At 49.3% G+C, this 19,149-nt stretch carries 13 protein-coding genes; 3 read left to right on the top strand and 10 right to left on the bottom strand.

The features are described 5' to 3' along the window. Positions 1 to 190: 190 nt before the first annotated feature. From EL633_RS11585 to EL633_RS11575, 3 genes are all read right to left on the bottom strand, one after another. Complete coding sequence (locus EL633_RS11585) at positions 191 to 1,198, bottom strand: sigma-70 family RNA polymerase sigma factor (protein WP_126627333.1); 1,008 nt, start codon at positions 1,196 to 1,198, stop codon at positions 191 to 193. 401 nt (positions 1,199 to 1,599) lie between these two features. Then, positions 1,600 to 2,328, bottom strand: coding sequence for a hypothetical protein (locus tag EL633_RS11580; protein WP_126627332.1), 729 nt, complete (start codon positions 2,326 to 2,328; stop codon positions 1,600 to 1,602). Between the two features lie 245 nt (positions 2,329 to 2,573). Beyond that, positions 2,574 to 3,353 (bottom strand): TspO-related membrane protein, encoded by a 780-nt coding sequence (locus EL633_RS11575; RefSeq protein ID WP_126627331.1) that lies wholly within the window; start codon positions 3,351 to 3,353, stop codon positions 2,574 to 2,576. Positions 3,354 to 3,807: 454 nt separating this feature from the next. On the opposite strand from EL633_RS11575, the gene EL633_RS11570 reads away from it, so the two are divergent. After that, a complete protein-coding gene (locus tag EL633_RS11570) occupies positions 3,808 to 4,395 on the top strand; it encodes a DUF6585 family protein (RefSeq protein ID WP_126627330.1) in 588 nt (195 codons plus the stop codon). 111 nt (positions 4,396 to 4,506) lie between these two features. Continuing rightward, positions 4,507 to 5,166, top strand: coding sequence for a hypothetical protein (locus tag EL633_RS11565; RefSeq protein WP_126627329.1), 660 nt, complete (start codon positions 4,507 to 4,509; stop codon positions 5,164 to 5,166). 496 nt (positions 5,167 to 5,662) lie between these two features. On the opposite strand, the gene EL633_RS11560 is transcribed toward EL633_RS11565, so the two are convergent. From EL633_RS11560 to EL633_RS11535, 6 genes are all read right to left on the bottom strand, one after another. Further along, positions 5,663 to 6,652, bottom strand: coding sequence for a hypothetical protein (locus EL633_RS11560; RefSeq protein WP_126627328.1), 990 nt, complete (start codon positions 6,650 to 6,652; stop codon positions 5,663 to 5,665). A 237-nt stretch (positions 6,653 to 6,889) separates the two neighbouring features. Beyond that, complete coding sequence (locus tag EL633_RS11555) at positions 6,890 to 7,309, bottom strand: NUDIX hydrolase (RefSeq protein WP_161982087.1); 420 nt, start codon at positions 7,307 to 7,309, stop codon at positions 6,890 to 6,892. Between the two features lie 715 nt (positions 7,310 to 8,024). After that, positions 8,025 to 10,760 carry a valine--tRNA ligase gene (locus EL633_RS11550; protein ID WP_246039120.1) on the bottom strand — a complete coding sequence of 912 codons (2,736 nt, stop codon included), beginning with the start codon at positions 10,758 to 10,760 and terminating at the stop codon, positions 8,025 to 8,027. Positions 10,761 to 11,286: 526 nt separating this feature from the next. After that, complete coding sequence (locus EL633_RS11545; protein ID WP_126627326.1) at positions 11,287 to 11,697, bottom strand: hypothetical protein; 411 nt, start codon at positions 11,695 to 11,697, stop codon at positions 11,287 to 11,289. 230 nt (positions 11,698 to 11,927) lie between these two features. Continuing rightward, a complete protein-coding gene (locus tag EL633_RS11540; protein ID WP_126627325.1) occupies positions 11,928 to 13,637 on the bottom strand; it encodes a double zinc ribbon and FHA domain-containing protein in 1,710 nt (569 codons plus the stop codon). Between the two features lie 372 nt (positions 13,638 to 14,009). Beyond that, the gene (locus EL633_RS11535; protein ID WP_126627324.1) at positions 14,010 to 14,453 is read right to left on the bottom strand and encodes a hypothetical protein; all 444 of its coding nucleotides are present in this window, start codon (positions 14,451 to 14,453) and stop codon (positions 14,010 to 14,012) included. A 973-nt stretch (positions 14,454 to 15,426) separates the two neighbouring features. Between EL633_RS11535 and EL633_RS11530 the strand changes: the two genes are divergently transcribed. Continuing rightward, the gene (locus EL633_RS11530) at positions 15,427 to 16,626 is read left to right on the top strand and encodes a WD40/YVTN/BNR-like repeat-containing protein (RefSeq protein ID WP_126627323.1); all 1,200 of its coding nucleotides are present in this window, start codon (positions 15,427 to 15,429) and stop codon (positions 16,624 to 16,626) included. A gap of 343 nt (positions 16,627 to 16,969) precedes the next feature. On the opposite strand, the gene EL633_RS37830 is transcribed toward EL633_RS11530, so the two are convergent. Beyond that, positions 16,970 to 18,988 (bottom strand): ABC transporter ATP-binding protein, encoded by a 2,019-nt coding sequence (locus EL633_RS37830; RefSeq protein WP_126627322.1) that lies wholly within the window; start codon positions 18,986 to 18,988, stop codon positions 16,970 to 16,972. Positions 18,989 to 19,149: the final 161 nt, after the last annotated feature.

Raw genomic sequence — 19,149 nt, 5'->3', positions numbered from 1 at the left:
TATTTTCCATGTGGCCTATGTGAATGAATACGATGAGGTTCTATTAGTGTAATTATTACACGGTAAAAAGGCATAATTGGATGCGTTTGTTAACCTGCTCGGTCATAAAAAACGCCTCGCAATATTGTTTGCGAGGCATTTTTATAAGTTTATTTCCAGGGGGGCAAAGGAAATTTTTACAGTATAGACATCAAGCCCGCGCCAGTTCCCGTACGCCTTCGTAGCGCTCTGGATACCGCAGTTTACGCAGAGCTTTGACTTCAATCTGTCGGATGCGTTCACGGGTCAAACGAAATATAGTGCCAACTTCGTCTAATGAGAGGGAATGGCCTTCTTTGAGTCCATAACGCATTTCGATAATGGTACGTTCACGTGGACTCAGCACGACCATGGCTTGTTCGATCTGGGCCTGAAGCATCTGGTTTGCGGTCTGGTCTACCGGGGCGGCATTATTGGTGTTCTCAATGGCGTCGGCAAGATGATACTCTTCATCATCTGCCATCGGGGCGTCCAGGGAGATTGGCTGCTCTGCTGCGTTCAATAATTCTACAATACGTTCACGGGGAAGTCCCATTTCAGCGGCGATCTGTTCGGGGAGGGGTTCGATGCCTTGTTCCTGATACATACGACGGGCGATGCGCTTGATTTTATAAATAAGTTCTACCACGTGCACTGGAATATGAATGCTGCGCGAGTGCTCGGCGATGGCCCGACTGATCGCCTGGCGTATCCACCAGGTCGCATAGGTACTGAAGCGAAAACCACGTTGATAATCAAACTTTTGCGTGGCACGCATCAAACCAATATTGCCTTCCTGAATCAAGTCCAGCAGCGGCAGGCCTTGATTGGAATAACGCTTGGCAATACTTACCACAAGCCGCAAATTTGCCTCAATTAAGTGTTGGCGAGCCCGCAGGTCACCACGAGAGACACGTTCAGCCAGTTGTAATTCTTGCTCCGAGTTCAGCAATGGATACATACCGATTTCTTTTAAATATTGTTTAACGGCATCATCGACTGCCATACGCTGGTCTTCTTCTAAATCCTGTGTGTCTTCCTCACAATCATAGAAGAAATCTTTTTCATCTTCTAAGGGAGCCTCATCAAAGACAACTTCTTTGGTCCGTCGTTTCCTGCCTACATTTTCTGAAACCTGGGACTCTCTCTGCTCTGTTGCTTTGACTGTTTTTGCCACCATACCACCTGACTCCTTCTTCTTATACGTACGCCATGCCCCGGTTTTCCTGGGGCTGGTGCATGCTAAAACTCCAAAGAAAACGTTTCGGCTAAAAGCTTAATACCGGTGTTCTTTCCTAAATACTCTCTCACTATGTGTTATTTGCAAGAAGCGTGCCAAAGAGGACAGTACAGGGGGAGTTCAGGCGTATTCATTATAATTTGATAGCTATGCGGGCGTGTTCTCTACATTACAGCATGAAAAAACACCACAAATAACGTTTGTGGTGAATGATATTTCTATCAAAAAATCGCAAGGCGATTACTGTAAAGCTGAAGATATTTCAAGTAGTGTGGATTTTTACGCAGAAGCACTTCTGAATGTGCTTCTGCGTGGAAATTATTTTAGACCTGGACTTGACCTTAGATAAAAGCGATCACCGTAACCACAAGTCCATACACACACAGTGGAATACCCAGATAGTAGTTCTGCATAGCTTGCTCAACCTTATCAGGATGGTGTTGAGCCATGAGAAGGCTTTCAGAAATAAGTAAGGCAAAAAATTCGAGCACAGTAGCCGTAAGTGTCCAGACAACACGCCAACCACTTTTGAGTCGCGCCTGCTTATAAAGTATAAGTAACAGAAAAAGGACCACCAGTCCAAACAATAATCCACCAAATATGATCAGGCCTACCATACCCTCGTTGAGGCCCGCTGAGAAGGTGCCGAAGAAGCCCATAAGAGCCCACAGCATGCCCCAGATATATAAAATACTACTCAGCACACTTCCACCTACAGTGCGTTTCCGCGATGATGCAGCTACTGTAGGGGGCAGATAGCTTCCAGGCGCATAGTGCTGCTGTGCAGGCCTATCTGATTGATATTCGGAAGGCACATAATAGCTTGCTGGCCCATCTGGCCGATATTCGCCAGCTCCTGGAGGTGAATAGTAGCTATTATTGACACCACTACCATATCCAGCAGGTGTAATTGGAGGCGGTGGTGGTGGTATTTCTTCACCAACGGTACTATATATTGATTGAGGAGCAATAGTATATTCAATCGAATTAGAGTCCAGTAGGAAACCACACCTTTCACAGTGGATGCTGGTCGCTACATTTTCATAATTACAGGATCGGCAACGCTTCATGCATTTCTCCTAGAAATATTTTGCACATAGGTAAAATTTCCGGAAACATGGAGATCAAGTAAACTGTACGTGCTAGATAGAAAAATAAGAGAGATTGAATAGTATTATACACTTTATTCAACGTAGCCATAAGTAGGTTTATCAAATACAAATGATGCCTGGAGCCAGCAGACAGGGGCATACCGTCTGCTGGCTCCAGGCACTTTATTCAAAGCTTTAAATGGACATAAAGAGCTATCATATTGCTATGAGTAGGCTGGCTCTCCAATGCGGCGTAGGATGTTTGGTCTGCGTAGCGCAATGATTACAATCGTAATCAAGGCAATCGCGATCGTGATCGCGGCAGTAATCGTAATCGCGGGCGTGCCACTATTTTTGATCAGGATCGCCGTAAAAGCCCACACAATTACAGCCAGATAGGCCATATCCACATTGCTCAGACCCACATAGACAGCGATCGCGATTCCCACCAGCAGGAGAATCACGGTCCAGATGGTTGGACTGATACCAAAGCCATTCCAGCCCACATTTGCCAGTACAACGGCCACATTCACAATACTGGCGACAGTAATCCATCCCAGATAGATCCCAAAAGGTGCGTTCACACACCAGCTCTCCACAATTGAGCCGCTTTCCCTATTAATATTGGCGCGAATATAAAGCACGAGCAGCGCGATCAGGATGATAGCCATCATCAGAATGCTTAGGTTAATCTGTTCATTCAGCCAGACCGCTTCCCAGGCAACGTTACCAACACAGCTCAACGCATACCAATACCCAATGCGCCGCAAGCGTGGATTACTACGCTGCGAAGGCAGTGCCTGATAGATAGCAAAGGCAATCAGCCCCACATAAATCAGCCCCCAGATCGCAAACGCATAGCCCGCCGGCGTAACAGGCACAGGATGCTTTTGCGAGATCTCGCCGACACTTTTGCCAAAGATATTACTACTAAACACATTCAAGAATACAGTAACAATCGTCGCGATAACATTTACTGCCTGCCGAACAACATCTTTTGTCATATGCTTGCTCCTTCAACTAGATCCAGAGAAAAAACTGATCCGGCTCCACTCCCAATACATCAACCCGGAGAAGCCTGGTACAACAAATTCCTTCTCGCCTACATTCTTGATGCCATAAAGCGCCAGATCGTATATCTTTTCCCAAAAGAATACGCATTTCTCAGGAGTTCCCAACTCACTTTCTCCGCCCGCCGCCGCAGGTGGCGAATCATACCCACACTGTGGCACAATCGCCGGGAGGTGCAGGAGGGCCGGCCAGGCCCTCCTGCCGGGGTGCGGGATGTCCCCACCCATTCCCCTCCTCGCCGCCGCAGGCGGCGAATCATACCCACACTGTGGTACTATGAAACCACGGAGATATATTGTTCGTTCTATTCATAGAAATATTCTCCACCCATAAACTAGCGTAATTCATCCTGTCTCACACATAATATTGAGGGAGGTTACACATCATATGTCAGATGATGTAATGACTGAGGGCGAGCGACTGGGCAAACAGCATAAACTAGATCAACTCGTAGTAACCTTGAAAGTTGATTACAGATCCTCAGATCTTTTTTATGCACTCTATTTAAGTATTGTGACTCCTTGTATACTCGTGCTACTCGCAATCGGCTTCATCTTTTCGATGAGTTTCCAGTTAACCACCACAACATATTATGCACTGGTTAGTGTGATCGCCTTCCTCTATCTCTCAATTTTGTCGGTTAGCTGGTTACGCGATTATCGACCATTGCTCCCACCTTATCGCAAAAATATGCATGTCCATATCTATAAAGAAGGCTTTGTACGCGTGACCAATCAACGTACAGATGTTGTGCGCTGGGATGATATGCAGAGAGTTCGTTACAAGCGCTCGACCTCTATGGGTGGGGATGATTATAATTCGGTGGTCAAGATATGGCGCAACGGTGGCAGAAAGCTTGTCTTTAATAGCACGCTCAAAAATGTTGATCTCCTCGGTCGACTGGCCGAGCGTGAATATCAGAGCCGACACGTACATACCCCAACCATCGCTACAAATAACATAGAGTTTTTATAAAATTCCAGCCAACTGGTTATACTACTGAGCAGCATGACTGCTGGTCGATTATTGTATACTATTGAAATATGTGCCATGTAGCTGCGAAGTATAAAGGAGCCCCTGGTAGTTATGAGAAATGAGCAAAGTTCCTCTCACCGTCTGAATTTTTCCAGTGTGATCCCTAGCAGTATTTTACAAACCATTGCGATTGACGTGGTCTTTCCCTATATGCTCTATCAGTTTCTGAGTGCCCGTCTGAATGCTCTGCTGGTACTGGCACTGGTCGCGCTGCTGCCAGTTGGACATATCATCTGGCAATATATGCAGCAACGCATACTAGATTTAATCGGTATCCTTACACTCTATGTGCTGCTTTGGGCCTTTGTTGGCGAGCTCTTTCGGGATGGTAATGCTTTATTACTACTCGGACTCCATGCGATTATCCCTATTGCGTTACTGGGTATCATAACGTTGCTCTCACGCTTACGGCCGCTGCCTTTGTTCTTCTCTATTGATCGCTATAGCCATGCTCAGACGGCCGAGCATATGGCGGATTACACCGACTACTGGCATGAAAGTTCTAATTATCGGCAGATGATCTGGCGTATGAATAATGTTTGGGGATTCGGCCAGCTTATCTTTGCCCTACTCCTACTCGCGTTCGCCCTCCTTATGCCCACTTTTGTGTCTTCTTTGCTCGTTCTGGTGGCAGTCACAGTCTTCTATATCGCGCTCACCATCTGGACCATCCAATACGAAAATAGCCATAACGAGATCACTGAAGCATAAGCAGGATTTTTTATTACTCTTATGCTTTTTGATGGCTTACATCATGAAATAATCTTCATGCAAAGGGATCTTCCCAATGAATGATCCCTCACACTATTTTCGTACATTGATATATGTTGTGGTATAATACGCAAAAATGATTATCCATGAAACATATTTAGCTATATTGATGATCATTACAACCTATAAATATTCAAAAACTTAAGCTTAATTAAATACGGAAAAGATAGATTTTTGATGATAGCACATGTTATACTTCCGACAGGGTTGGGGAAGAAGCAGTCACCACTTGTCACTACTTGTTCAAATCATCGTCTCCATTGCTCTTTGCTCATCCCACTTTTTAGAAAATCAGCTGTTAAGGTGCCGCAGATCGTGGATAGTGAGATGTAAATGTAGCCAGCGCACCAAATTGTGATTATAATCAGGCACACAGCATCTGATGCTGTGTGCCTGACGGTATTTTTGGGTGGAATTCTCTACACTAGAGTTGCAGTTAATTATTTTCAATATGAGGTGGTTCACAGCGTAATAGCTCTTCTTCGAGCTCTTGCCAGGCAATTTTCTCCGCCTGTATACGCGTCATAATACGGTTTTCGTGAGCGGCTCGCACAATCTGCTCCATTACACGTCTCTGAAAACTGACCAGGTAGGGCATCTGGTCACTACGCGAGGGCATTACACCCAGGGCAATCTCACTCAAAGGATAAAATTCATCTTTTTCAAAGGCCAGACACAATACTTCCACATACTTTTGGATAAGGGTGCAGATGGAGGATGAAAAATATGCCTCTCTAGTACTGGCAATATAGATTCCTCCAACTGTTTGATCGGCAAGGACGATTGGCGCGGCTACGGCGCTCTCTATCACTTCAAGTTGATCAACAGGAAAGGTGTTTAGGATTTCGACCCTGCTTTGCAATGCTGTCAGGTGTCCGGCTGAGACGGCATAGCCGACCAGAGATTCAGCTCCCGAAAATTGCTGATGATAATCCAGATAGGGATTTAAAGGTTCTGTTCCTCGACTTGAGACGATGCGCAGGCTGCGTATTTTTTGTCCGGCAATAGGTGGTACACATTGCGCAATAAAGACAAGTATACCTTCCTGATGCATATCAAGTTGCTTCAAAAGCTGCTGCAAAATGAGCTCACTCATTGTAGATGAGCGCAAATGTTGTGAGACATTAACATAAGAGCTCATTAACTGCTCATAAAATGTAATCGGAATACAAAGGTTCAGCTCTTCTTTAAAATTATCGTCTCCAGTTATAAAGGGAAATTCCAATGCCAACAATTCCAGTAGTTGCTTGTGTGCATTTGGTAGCGCATTCAACAATAAACGTAAATTTTGTGGACGTGGGTTGGTCTCACCTGTAATCCAGCGGCGCAATGTCATTGCATTAATATTTAATGCTTCGATAATTCTTTGTTGCTCATGAGGATCACTGACGAGTTGGCCTAGAAGGTGACGCCATGTTGTTTCCATTTGCTATACCACCAGAAAAATATAATGTTATACATTTCAATAATTAAAGATATACTAGCACACCTTGGCGCATATCTTCTACTATATTGTGCATCAATAATATTTTGCTGGCGCTTTTGGCCTGGATCGTGATACCGGCATTATTCCCCCCAAACTCTAGAATGCGCTTTAGAGAGCATGATGTGTTACCGCTTACACATCTTAATAAGCGCATACCATTTATCTACTCATCACTCATCAGGCTGCGTGGGTGTTTTTTTTTCGCTCACGATACTCCTGATAGTCTTCAAAAATACCTAATGTATATGCATCCAGACGTTGTCGTAGTTCGGTCTCTGTAACCCAGCGAGGATTCCCCTCCATGTTTTTGCGGAGCTGGCCACCAGTGATTCTGGCTTCAAAAACAAAGCTTAGATTGCTCATGTTCCACCAGGCCGTGCTGGGGCAGGAGTAAAATCCAACCAGATTCTCTGCTTTCACGGTAAGCCCGGTCTCTTCTTTGCCTTCACGCTCGGCCGCTTGTTGTGGATTCTCGCGCCAGTTCATAAAGCCACCTGGAAATGCCAGACGTTTACGTGGCAGTTCTATTACGAGATAGCGTCCATCATCTTCAACAATGACTGCGGCGCTTCCAAAGGGTGGTAATCTTCCACCCATGCATATGTTTATCAGGTTGAAGCAAAAGCTTACACATATTTTGAGCATGTCGTATAACATCAACCAATTCCTCCTCATTCGACATATAGCTAAGTCGGCTTTAAACCATTTATCCAGCCACGGTCACTATATGCTAATCCATGCCTCTGTTACGTCCATACTCGTAATACAGATGCATGTGAAGGCTTAAATGGGTAAAGCAGTAAAAATCTGCCACATCTACTCTGTGATCTTTGGACGATATGAATCAGGATAGCAGAAAGGTCAATTGGGGGCAATTTTTTGAAAGTTGATTTAGTTTGTCAATTTTGTCAAGAAAAACCTTGACATATGAGGGGGAGTAGATTATGCTCTTGATAGAGGAAAATAATGGTTCTGTCTTTTAGGTGACTCGCCACCTGCGGGGGTGGGGGAGAGGAAACCAGGGCGCAGCCCCGGACCCCAGGTTAAGGGCACAATTCCGCTTTCTGGCTAGCTCGGAGTTGATGGCTTTTATGGCAGAGGTGTGAGTTAAGGTTTTGGTGATCTTTAACGATCCTGTTTGGGGATGGAGTTGAGATCGGCATTTGAGCTGGATTTTGTAGATTACTTCGGTTCGTGCTTGTGTCTCCTCTGTTCGTGCTTGTGTCTGATGGAAACGGTCAGGATGGCTGCAATTGGAGGCTGCCATTCTGACCGTTTCTTTCTGGTTGGTTATGCGCTACTTACGACGCTGTTACATATTGGCGAGTTCGGCACGGCGAGTTTGTAGTTTGCTGATACGCTCTTCTTGCGCGGTCAGTTTCTCGCGTTCTTTCTCGACAACTTCGGGTTTGGCACGGGTGACAAAGTTCTGGTTGGAGAGCTTGCCTTGCAGGCGCGCGGCCTCCTGGGTGGATTGGGCGATCTCTTTGTCTAGCCGCTCCAGTTCTTTACCGATATCTAGCAGTCCTGCGAGTGGCAGGTAGATTTCAACGCCTCCGGCTAGCAGGCTCATGGACTGCTCTGGCTTTTGGGCCAGGGCTGGATGCAGTTGTGGCTTCTCGGTACGGGCCAGGAATTCGATCAATGGCGATTGCTCGTCGAACATTGAGACGTTTTCTCCCACGGCCATGATTGCTGGTATGCGGCGCGCTGGCTCGACGTTCATCTGGTTGCGGGCGTCACGGATTAAGGTGATGACCTGCTGCACCAGGCTGAAGTGCTGCTCGGCCTCTTCGTCTACCAGAGCCTCGTTGTGCTGGGGCCAGGGTGCGACGATCAGGGCGGTAGCAGGCCAGGCGGCTTTGTTGGGCTCGCTGAACTGATACAGGTATTGCCAGACCTCTTCGGTGACGAAGGGCATAAATGGATGTAGCAAGCGCAGGCTCTGGTCGAGGACGGCACGCAGAATGGCGGCGGTACTCTGACGAGCTTCCTCGTCTCCTTGCATCTGCACTTTGGCGATCTCAACATACCAGTCACAATAGTCGGACCAGAAGAAGTCGTTGATCTGGCGACCAGCTTCACCAAACTGGAATTCTTCGATCAGGCGTGTGGCGTTTTTGGTCAGGCGCTCAAAGCGATGGATGATCCAGCGATCAGCCAGGGTGCGCGGCTTCAGGTCCTCAATGGCGGGCACGCCACCTTTGATCTCGTTGGTGGTCAGCAGTACGAAACGCGAGGCATTCCAAATCTTGTTGGCAAAGTTACGGTTGCCAATAATGCGCTCGTCGATCAGTTTCATGTCATTACCGGGCGTGCTACTGGTAGCCAGGGTGAAACGTAAGGCATCGGTGCCAAATTTGTCCATGACTTCCAGAGGATCAACGACGTTGCCCTTGGACTTACTCATCTTCTCGCCCTTGGGATCACGTACCAGGCCGTGCAAGTAGATGGTGGAGAATGGCGCGTTCCCCATAAAATGAATGCCCGACATGACCATTCTGGCAACCCAGAAGAAAATGATATCATAGCCGGTCTCCATGACGGTGGTTGGATAGTAGCGCTGCAGGTCTGGCGTGTTGTCAGGCCAGCCCAGGGTGCTGAATGGCCAGAGCCATGAGCTAAACCAGGTGTCCAGCACATCCTCGTCCTGCCGTAGCTCGCTACCCTCACAATGGGGACAGGTAGTAATATCTTCACGGCTAACAATCATTTCTCCACAGGAGTCACAATACCAGACGGGAATACGATGGCCCCACCAGAGTTGACGTGAGATACACCAGTCGTGGATGTTCTCCAGCCAGTCAAAGTAGGTTTTGTTGAAACGCTCAGGAATGATCTTGATCTGTCCATATTTGACGGCGTTGAGGGCCGGTGTGGCCAATGGCATCATCTTGATAAACCACTGCTTGGAGATCAAGGGCTCAATTACGGTATCTGTACGCTGACAGCGGCCCAGTGGCACCGTGTAGTCCTCGATCTTAATGATCAGTCCCTGCTTCTCCAGGTCGGCAACCAGATTCTTACGAGCCTCATAGCGATCCTGTCCCACATAAGGACCGGCCTCGGTCGTCATTTTGGCATCAAAGCCAATGACCTGGACACGTGGCAGATCGTGGCGCATACCGATCTCGAAGTCCACTGGATCATGCGCGGGCGTGACTTTGACCGCACCGGTACCAAAACTGGTCTCTACGGCATCATCCCCCACAATCGGGATCTCGCGGTGCACTATCGGCACAATAGCGGTGCGCCCAATGATATCTTTATAGCGTGGATCGGCAGGATTGACCGCGATTGCTGTATCTCCCAGGATCGTCTCGGGACGTGTGGTGGCAACGTTAATGTATTCGGTCTGTCCACCGCTCTGCCCCTCAAGTGGCTTCAGGGGATAGCGCACATAGGTTAGCTGACCCGGTGTGTTGACGTGATAGACTTCCAGATCCGAGATCGCACTCATACAGACAGGACACCAGTTGATGATGCGCTCACCACGATAAATCAGTCCCTCATCATATAAGCGTACAAAGACTTCACGGACCGCTTTAGTCAGTCCTTCGTCTAGCGTGAAGCGTTCACGTGACCAATCACAGGAAGCGCCCAGGCGGCGATGCTGATCCTGGATACGGCTCTTATATTGGGCAACCCACTGCCAGACTCGCTCAATAAAAGCTTCGCGTCCTATGTGATGGCGGTCAATGCCCTCTTTCGCCAGCAAACGCTCAACCACGGTCTGCGTAGCGATACCTGCATGGTCCTCACCAGGAACCCATAGCGTCTCATCACCCTGCATACGGTGATAGCGGATCATAATATCTTCAATTGTCGCCGTAATCGCATGGCCCAGGTGTAGCGCACCAGTAACATTTGGCGGCGGCATACTAATCACAAACGGCTTACGTGCAGGATTGGGACGGGGCTTAAAGTAATCCCCCTCCTCCCAAAAGCGATACCACCTGGCCTCCACAGCCTGTGGCTCATAAGCCTTGGGCAAAGCTGCAACATCCGTGATCGGCGTCATCTCTGTATTCTTCTCTTGCTCGATCATATCCACCTCATATATAAACACATAAAAAAAGCCCTTCCCGTCAAGGACGAGAAAGGACGTGACTCGTGGTACCACCTTGTTTCAATCAACCGTATCGCGCGCGCAGAACCCTGCCAGCCAATATGATTAATCCTTGGCAATGCTATATCGGGCATACCCGTGGAAATTGCGTCACGCGCTGGTTTCCAGACTCACAGGCGACCTTCAACACTCCCAACCCGAGGAAGACTCTCAGCCCCTGATCTTCCATCTCTTACGGGAGTCGCATCTACTCCTCCTGATCTCCGCCAGTATAAATTGTAGCTCACATCAGTCTATCCACTCACCACCAAAATGTCAAGTATCTTCTCTCCATAGAGTGTCATTCAAATTTTTGCCAAGGTATGCCGCCCATGAAAAAGACCACGTAGCTGCGACCCTCAGCGGTCGTAACTACATGGACGTGATTGTGGTGAGGTGGCGAGATCGCGGAGGATCATGTCGGCTTGCGTGCAAAAAATGAATGACACCCCTCTCCATATCCTTCTTATATGGTGGGAGAGAGCAGGCTTTCTTCGTAGTTGGTTTTGGCATGTAAGAATCTTATGGTGGTATAGCCGCCTGCGATGAGGCCCAGGCAGGCTCCAATGTTAATGAGGGTGGTAACAGGGATAGTAATCTGGGCCAGGAGGGCGCCAAGGTAGATTGCGCCCACGATTGGCAGACTGGCAATAATGGCGGTTCCAATGAAGACAAGGAAGGCGTAGAGGAGATAATCTCCAAATAGGCGCAAAGGATGATAGCTCTGTTCCTGGTCAGGACGCTTTTCGGCAAGGAGGCGTATTTTGCGTATGCGTTGTGCGGCAAAATAGATGGTCAGTAGGAGTGGAATGAGTATGAGGGCGGCACCAACATAATAAGATAATAGCCGTACCTGCGGGTCTGTGAAAGCGTCCATGGTTGTATGCGTCCTTTTGCTGATATGTGATTGATGATGATGGCGATGGCGGTTGAATAAATAATAAACTATCGCTAACATAATACCGTACAATCAAGCAGACGACACAATTCTATGACTTCTGTCCCCTATGTATTCAATGTTCCATATAGAGAAAGAAGAGAGTCCAGCCTCTTTTTTAAAAAGTGACTGGACTCTCGCTATTTGTCTATTTACGCTGATCTGGCCTGCTAGCCTTTTTTGTTGAAGGTAGAGGTAATTTTGCCAAATTGTAAACTGTCACCATCGTTGATTGGCGTCGGAGTATCTGGCTCCAGGCGCTTACCGTTAACGCGGGTGGAGTTGGTGCTGTTGAGGTCGGTAAGCGTGTAGCTGTCACCCGTATGCTCAAAGGTGGCGTGGACACGCGAGACGGTGTCTGCGGCCTCGAACTTACTGAGATCAACGGCTGGCTGGACTCCTCCCAGGTCATGGTCATACCGACCTACAACGGCCTCTTCACCGCTTAAATCGATTTGCTGGCCATTACTGCTAAAGGTGAGGGTTCCCCATACGCCTGTAGCTTGATTGGCAGTCTGCTCATTGGCTGAACGAGCAGGCTGGGCCGGCATAGTTGGCTGGCCGGCGATAGCCTGTGAGGCTGAACTTGGCAGGGTAGCCTGATTATCCACGTCCTGCTGGGCTTTGAGCGCATCAGGATTTGATGGGATGTAGTATTGTTTTTGTGGCCGGGCCTTCTGTGGCGGTGGTGGCTCCTGACGTTGTGTGCCAGGCATCATCGTAACTTTGGGCTGCGGCTTAATGGTTGGCTCCTGCGTCTCTGGAGGCACATAATATTGCTCCGGTGGCTGCTGGGGCGTTGGCGCTGGCGCGGTCTGCTGCTGGCTCGATGGCGTGTAGTAGATCTGTGGCTGTGGAGCCTGAGCAGGCGTCTGTGGCGTTGGCGGTGTATAGGTCGGCACAGGCGGCGGCGTATAGACCGGCGTCGGTGGACTCGCAGGCGGAGTGTAGGTTGGTTTGGCTGGCGCGGCAGGCGGTGGCGTATAAGTCGGCGTCGGGGGCTGATAGGCCGGTGGCGTCGGAGGCTGATACACAGGCGACTGCTGCTGTGGTGCGGGCGGCGTGTAGCGCGGCGGTTGTGGCGCTGGACCCGGCTTTGGAATGGCTGATGACTGCGCTCCCGAGACGGTCGAGAAGGTTGAGGCTCCACACTTCGGACAGAAGGAGGTACCTGCCTTTAACTCGGAGTTGCAGTTGGGACAGTAGAGTTTTGGCGCGGTCAGGGCGCGTCCACAGCCTGAACAGAAGGTATCTCCTGGTTCGTAGGGTGTGTTACAGTGGGCACAACGCAGGCCGCTCGCTGCTGGAGCAGGGGCCGGCATGGGCGCGGGCATCGGTAACAGCGCTGGCTGTTGTGGTGCTTCCTCGACAACCGAGTTAGAAGGAATATAATAAGGAATCTGCTGCTGCTGCGGTTGATTGGGTGCTCCCCATTGCTGCTGAACCTGCGGTAAGAGATATGAGGGCAAAGGACCAGCTTGAATGCCTGGTCTCTGCTGGCGCACGAGGCCATCAACAATATTCAGCGCTTGATTTCCCAGACTGGCCTGACGCCATGCGCCCGCGCCTGCGGTTAAAGCCAGTGGCCAGAGAACAGGAAAGGCAACCAGACCTACAGCGCCGACCGCTGCTTTATCTACCCAGCGCTGACGACCGATCATAGCTAAGACGCCACCCGCTGTACGCTGAATGGTTAGCGAGATTGCCGCCTGCATGCCAATGATTGCCTCGAAATCGCCGCCCTTCTTTAATTGGATCAGCATCTGATCTCGATTGCCAAAATGTTGTGCCTGATAGCCCTGTGCAATATAAACATTCGCAATGTCACTAGCAAGTCGCTCAATGTCTATATCATCTGAATTGTAAAAGCGGGCATCCATCCGTTATCCTCCAACGTAGCTTTCACTTGTTTTTTTTGTTCTGCATCTACCTGACATAAGTCATTCATCATCGCTCCAGAAATATCACCCTGGAGCGCCTCTGCATGTGTTTTCAAGGGTATACTGCTACGACTATTCAGGTCGTTCATCGTATCTACGTATAGGCTTGCTGAGAGTTGGGGAGTTACTGTGCTCCGTTCTCGATAAAGTATACCATACACCCGCCCGCTACCTTGACGGGGATAAAAACTATATGAAGCAGGTACATGTCTGTTTGACATACACCTGCTTACACCTTTTGATTTTGTTCATGTTTATGTAAACGCTCTACTCTGGCATATATCAAAGATCTTCGGGATCGCTGAGTTAATCCTAGAAGGTTGCGCCGGATCCCTGAGCGGTAGGATTGATTTCTACTTCTGGATACTGCTGACGTACCATGCCATCAAGCATTGAGAAGATCTGGCCAGCCAGATTAAACTGGCGGAAGAGTCCGAAGCCAGCGGTCAATAGCAATGGGGCTAGCACTGGTATAAAGACGCTGGCGGCACCAACGGCTACTTTATCAACCCACTTCTGCTGTCCGATGGTCGCCATAATACCACCTGAGGTACGCTGCAAGGAGAGTGAGAGGGCGGCTTGCAGGCCAATGAAGGCCTCGATATCTCCACCTTTTTTGAATTGGATCATTACCTGATCCTGGTTGCCAATATATTGTGCCTGATAGCCCTGAGCCTGATATGCGTTTACGAGATTGTTAGCGATGCTTTCAATATTGATATCCTGATTGCGAAGATTATAGAAACGTGCGTCCATGAGTGGATCCTCCTCTATTTCATTTCGTTTTATATAAAGTATAGAAAAAGCAGGCTATGTAAATTTTGTTCTGTAATTATGTACGCATTCTTTACGAGAAAGTTGGATATCTATTATCTTCCTCTTCGTTATCTGGGACCTCGCGCCTGCGGCGCTCGCTTTTTTTTGGGTGTGAGGTTGGGAGCGTGCTGGACGCACGCTCCCAACCTCACACGCTAATGAATTGGAGTACAGGTAACTCCTCTGTCTTTTCAGGTGTTTGGTGGCTGGAGGCGGTCGCGACCAACCTCACACGCTAATGAATTGGAGTACAGGTAACTCCTCTGTCTTTTCAGGTGTTTGGTGGCTGGAGGCGGTCGCAACCAACCTCATGCACTAATGAATTGAGGGCTGGTAGCTCCTCTGTCTCTTCAGGTGTTTGGTGGCTGGAGGCGGTCGCGACCAACCTCACACGCTAATGAATTGGAGTACAGGTAACTCCTCTGTCTCTTCAGGTGTTTGGTGGCTGGAGGCGGTCGCGACCAACCTCACACGCTAATGAATTGGAGTACAGGTAACTCCTCTGTCTTTTCAGGTGTTTGGTGGCTGGAGGCGGTCGCAACCAACCTCATGCACTAATGAATTGAGGGCTGGTAGCTCCTCTGTCTCTTCAGGTGTTTGGTGGCTGGAGGCGGTCGCGACCAACCTCACACGCTAATGAATTGGAGTACAGGTAACTACTCTGTCTCTTCAGGTGTTTGGTGGCTGGAGGCGGTCGCAACCGCCTCCAGCCACCAAACACCCAAAAAGCGAGCGCCGCAGGCGCGAGGTCCCATACATAGATAAAGCAACACGCCAAATAAAGGAGATAATGAGATAGCATATGGCAAATTACGCTTTGATTGGATTGTAATTATGTTGTACGAAACATACAATACAGGGAAGCACCTATAATTTGCTGATCATATTTCTTGTTTTTTAAAGGAATTGCTGTATGCATAAGCGTAAACTTTGGAGATCCATGATTGGTGGGGGCCAGCACTCACTGCTGCTTCCTGCTTTGCTTATACTTTGTGTGCTGGGATTAGTGGGCTGCGGGACAACTGATACGACGAGTGATAATGCATCAACTTTGACTCCGTTGCCGACCCCTACGGCGGGTCCCAGTCAGCCGGCGACGCTAAAGGTGATCCATATGGTGGATGCTAAGACGGGCTGGGCATTGACGCAGGATGGTCATGTACTACATACGACAAATGGGACAGATCAGTGGCGCGATAGTAGTCCTACTGTTCGGGAGCCGGTTCCGGTGTTTGGAGTGGCGACTTTTCTGGATGCTGAAAATGCCTGGATCGCTGGTCGCGTCAATGATAAGGTCTCGATCTGGCGTACTTATACGGGTGGTGAAGTCTGGCTAGAGTCGCCGCTACCTATCAATGGACAGGATGTGGTCAATATCAATTTTATTGATCCACAAAATGGCTGGCTTCTACTTAAAGCCACGAATAGCACAGATACAAATAATCCAGTGATGGTCTTCTCTACACTGGATGGCGGTCAGGATTGGAATCAGATTAATAACGCAGATCAGCAGGATAAAACGAGCGCGAATATGCTGCCGACGAGCGGTGATAAGACCGGTCTGAGCTTTAATAATAGCAATCAGGGCTGGATCACTGGTACTACTCCCGGTAGTAAGGCGCCTCTCTTTTATCAAAGTAAGGATGGCGGCAATACCTGGAATTCACAGGCGTTGACGGCCCCCAATGATAGTACTATCCGTACCTTTCCACCAATCTTCTTTAATCAAAAGGATGGGGTGATGGCTGCAGAACTTACTGATAACAGTCATGCCGCGATCATCTACACGACCCACGATGGCGGTACGAGCTGGAGCAATAATGGGTCGACCTCAAGTATTACTTCAGTGGTCAGCTTTATCAATGCCAATCAAGGCTGGGCCACTGGTAGCGATAATAAAGGCGGCACCATTTACAGCACCAGAGATAGCGGTAAAACCTGGGATCGGCTCTCACAATTAGGTAGCAATGTGGTCAATATTACTACCCTCCAATTCATTTCCGCCACCAACGGCTGGGCAATCGGCAACACCAAAGCCGATACCACCCAACTCTACCAGACCACCGATGGCGGCAAGTCCTGGTCCCCCATAACCACAACCTCCCACTCCTGATCGCAGGCGTAGGATCAGTGCATAAAAAACATAACAAGCAGTAGCGGCAGCCCTCGTGGCTGCGAACCTCCCGCCACGAGCGTAGCAGCCAGCGCCATGAGGGCACGTACCAACCAGCTTCGCTCCGTGACAACCGCCGTCCATGTTCCCCTGCGATCTTATGTCTAACTCATAGATGCAGGGGAACATGGACGGAGGCTATTATAGAGCGAGGCTCGGGGCAAGACAATAATACAGTGCTTGCGGCTACGCTCGTGGCGGGAGGTTCGCAGCCATTAAGGCTGCCGCTACTGCGTTTATTTCTTTTTACATTATGCATTGGGTGTATGGCTCGAACCTGGGCCTAAGAAATGGCTTCGGGTTCGGGCAGGATGGCCTGGCTGAATTGTTCGTTGTAGAGGCGGGCATAAACACCGTTTTGGGCGATCAGCTCGCTATGGGTGCCACGCTCGACGATGCGGCCTTTGTCTACGACGAGGATCACGTCCGCCGAGAGGATGGTTGAGAGTCGGTGGGCGATGGCCAGGGTGGTGCGCCCCTTCATCAGTGGTTCAAGGGCGGCCTGGATAAGCCGCTCGGAATGGGTGTCAAGGGCGCTGGTGGCTTCGTCAAGGATCAGGATACGCGGATTCTTGAGGATGACACGGGCGATGGCGATACGTTGCTTTTCTCCCCCGGAGAGCCGGTAGCCGCGCTCACCAACGATGGTGTCGTAGCCATCGGTGAGTTCCATGATGCGATCATGAATGGCGGCGGCTTTGGCGGCGGCGATCATCTCTTCTTCTGTGGCGTCGGCCCTGGCATAGAGTAGGTTGTCGCGTACCGAGGAGTGCAGTAGATAAGTCTCCTGCGTGACAACTCCAATCAGTTCGCCAAGTGAGGCCAGCGCGATATCTTTAACGTTATGGCCATCAATCTCTACAGATCCGCTATCAACGTCATAGAGGCGCGGCACCATATAGGTCATGGTGGTCTTACCAGCTCCGCTGGGTCCGACGAGCGCGGCTAGCTGGCCAGGCTGGATCTCAAAGGAGACATCCTGGAGCGTCATACGCGGTTCTTCCTCTGCGTGCTCTCCATTATGACCATTCTGTCCATCTTTGATGGAGGCTGGCAGTGGGTCGGCATCCACCGGCAGACGACGGCCGAACATGCCGCGCTTACCATTGCTGCCATTCTTATTGGTGGCATCAACTTCTGGCAAGGAGACCAGCACATCTGGCAGATCCTTTTTGTAGGTAAAGGCCACATCATTGAAGGTCACACGACCACGGGACTTTTCGGCGTTCAACTTGAGGGCGTCTGGCTTATCTTTAATCTCGATTGGAATGTCCAGATACTCAAATATACGGTCAAAGAGGGCCAGTGAGCCCTGGACTTCAACCTGAATGGAGAGGAGCTGGGCTATCGGGAAGAAGATGCGGCTTTGCAGCGTGGTGAAGGCTACGATCGTACCAAAGGTCATGAAGGGATCGCTGTGGGTGATGATCTGCGCGCCCGCGACCAGATAGACGACGGCCGGAATGATTGAGAAGAAGATGTTGATGGACATGAAGAACCAGCGGCCAATCATTTGCTGGCGTACTTCAAGATCGGTGAGTTTCTGGTTCTCGTTCTCAAACAGATCCTGGGCGTATTTCTGGCGACCAAAGGTTTTCATTAAGAGGATACCACTCACAGATAGGGTCTCTTGCATCATCGCGGTCAGGGAGGCCAGGGTCTGCTGGGTCTCTTTACTGGTGGTGCGCCGGATGTTACCAACCTTTACGGTGATCCATAGGAAAAGTGGTAGCAGTCCTAATGAGATCAGGGTGAGCAGAGGACTGAGCAGCAACATGACAATGATGGTGCTGGCAACGGTGGCAATATTTGAGACGATGCTGGTAGCGGTGTTGGTGACGACCGATTGCACACCATTCACATCGTTTGAGAGCCGCGACTGGATCTCTCCGGTGCGCGTGGCCGTAAAGAAGCGCAGGGACATGCTCTGGAGATGCTGAAAGAGCCGGTTGCGGAAGTCTCGCATCACGCGCTGCCCGATAATATTATTCAGATAAGATTGCCAGACGCCGATCAGCCCAGAGACAATCGGGGTAACAATCATGATGATCACGTAAAAGATCAGCAGCGACATATTGTTTTTGCGAATAGCATCATCAAAGATACGCTGAATCAAGAGTGGATTGATCAGCCCTAGCCCGGTGGTCAGCAGGATAGCAATAACTACCATTACTACCTGCCATTTATATGGCTTAAACGATTGTGCAATGCGCCTGATGGTCCTGGAGTCTGTCTTGCGGCCGCGACGCTTCTGCTCCTCTAAATAGGAGGACATCCCACCTCCCATACGATGAAAACCCATACCTGTTCTTCTCCCAGAAAACTATTTTCTTGATTTCGTAAACGGCTTTGCGCACAAAGCCTGCAGTCTGACAATTTTATTTCTTCTATAAGAGAGTATAGTTGATTTTTGGATTGACTGCACTGTACAAGAAGCCGGTTTTTGATCCTGGCTATTTTGAC

Origin of the sequence: Dictyobacter alpinus (genome assembly GCF_003967575.1) — a bacterium.
Lineage (GTDB): Bacteria > Chloroflexota > Ktedonobacteria > Ktedonobacterales > Ktedonobacteraceae > Dictyobacter > Dictyobacter alpinus.
This window is presented reverse-complemented; position numbering and strand designations above follow the sequence as displayed.

Coding starts and splice junctions, on each gene's coding strand:
- EL633_RS11535 (WP_126627324.1), bottom strand. CDS start 14,453: ATGGACGCACGTTTCTATAATCTTCGCAATCAGGATATCAATATTGAA.
- EL633_RS37830 (WP_126627322.1), bottom strand. CDS start 18,988: ATGGGTTTTCATCGTATGGGAGGTGGGATGTCCTCCTATTTAGAGGAG.
- EL633_RS11585 (WP_126627333.1), bottom strand. CDS start 1,198: ATGGTGGCAAAAACAGTCAAAGCAACAGAGCAGAGAGAGTCCCAGGTT.
- EL633_RS11570 (WP_126627330.1), top strand. CDS start 3,808: ATGTCAGATGATGTAATGACTGAGGGCGAGCGACTGGGCAAACAGCAT.
- EL633_RS11555 (WP_161982087.1), bottom strand. CDS start 7,309: ATGGGTGGAAGATTACCACCCTTTGGAAGCGCCGCAGTCATTGTTGAA.
- EL633_RS11550 (WP_246039120.1), bottom strand. CDS start 10,760: ATGATCGAGCAAGAGAAGAATACAGAGATGACGCCGATCACGGATGTT.
- EL633_RS11530 (WP_126627323.1), top strand. CDS start 15,427: ATGCATAAGCGTAAACTTTGGAGATCCATGATTGGTGGGGGCCAGCAC.
- EL633_RS11560 (WP_126627328.1), bottom strand. CDS start 6,652: ATGGAAACAACATGGCGTCACCTTCTAGGCCAACTCGTCAGTGATCCT.
- EL633_RS11565 (WP_126627329.1), top strand. CDS start 4,507: ATGAGAAATGAGCAAAGTTCCTCTCACCGTCTGAATTTTTCCAGTGTG.
- EL633_RS11545 (WP_126627326.1), bottom strand. CDS start 11,697: ATGGACGCTTTCACAGACCCGCAGGTACGGCTATTATCTTATTATGTT.
- EL633_RS11580 (WP_126627332.1), bottom strand. CDS start 2,328: ATGAAGCGTTGCCGATCCTGTAATTATGAAAATGTAGCGACCAGCATC.
- EL633_RS11575 (WP_126627331.1), bottom strand. CDS start 3,353: ATGACAAAAGATGTTGTTCGGCAGGCAGTAAATGTTATCGCGACGATT.
- EL633_RS11540 (WP_126627325.1), bottom strand. CDS start 13,637: ATGGATGCCCGCTTTTACAATTCAGATGATATAGACATTGAGCGACTT.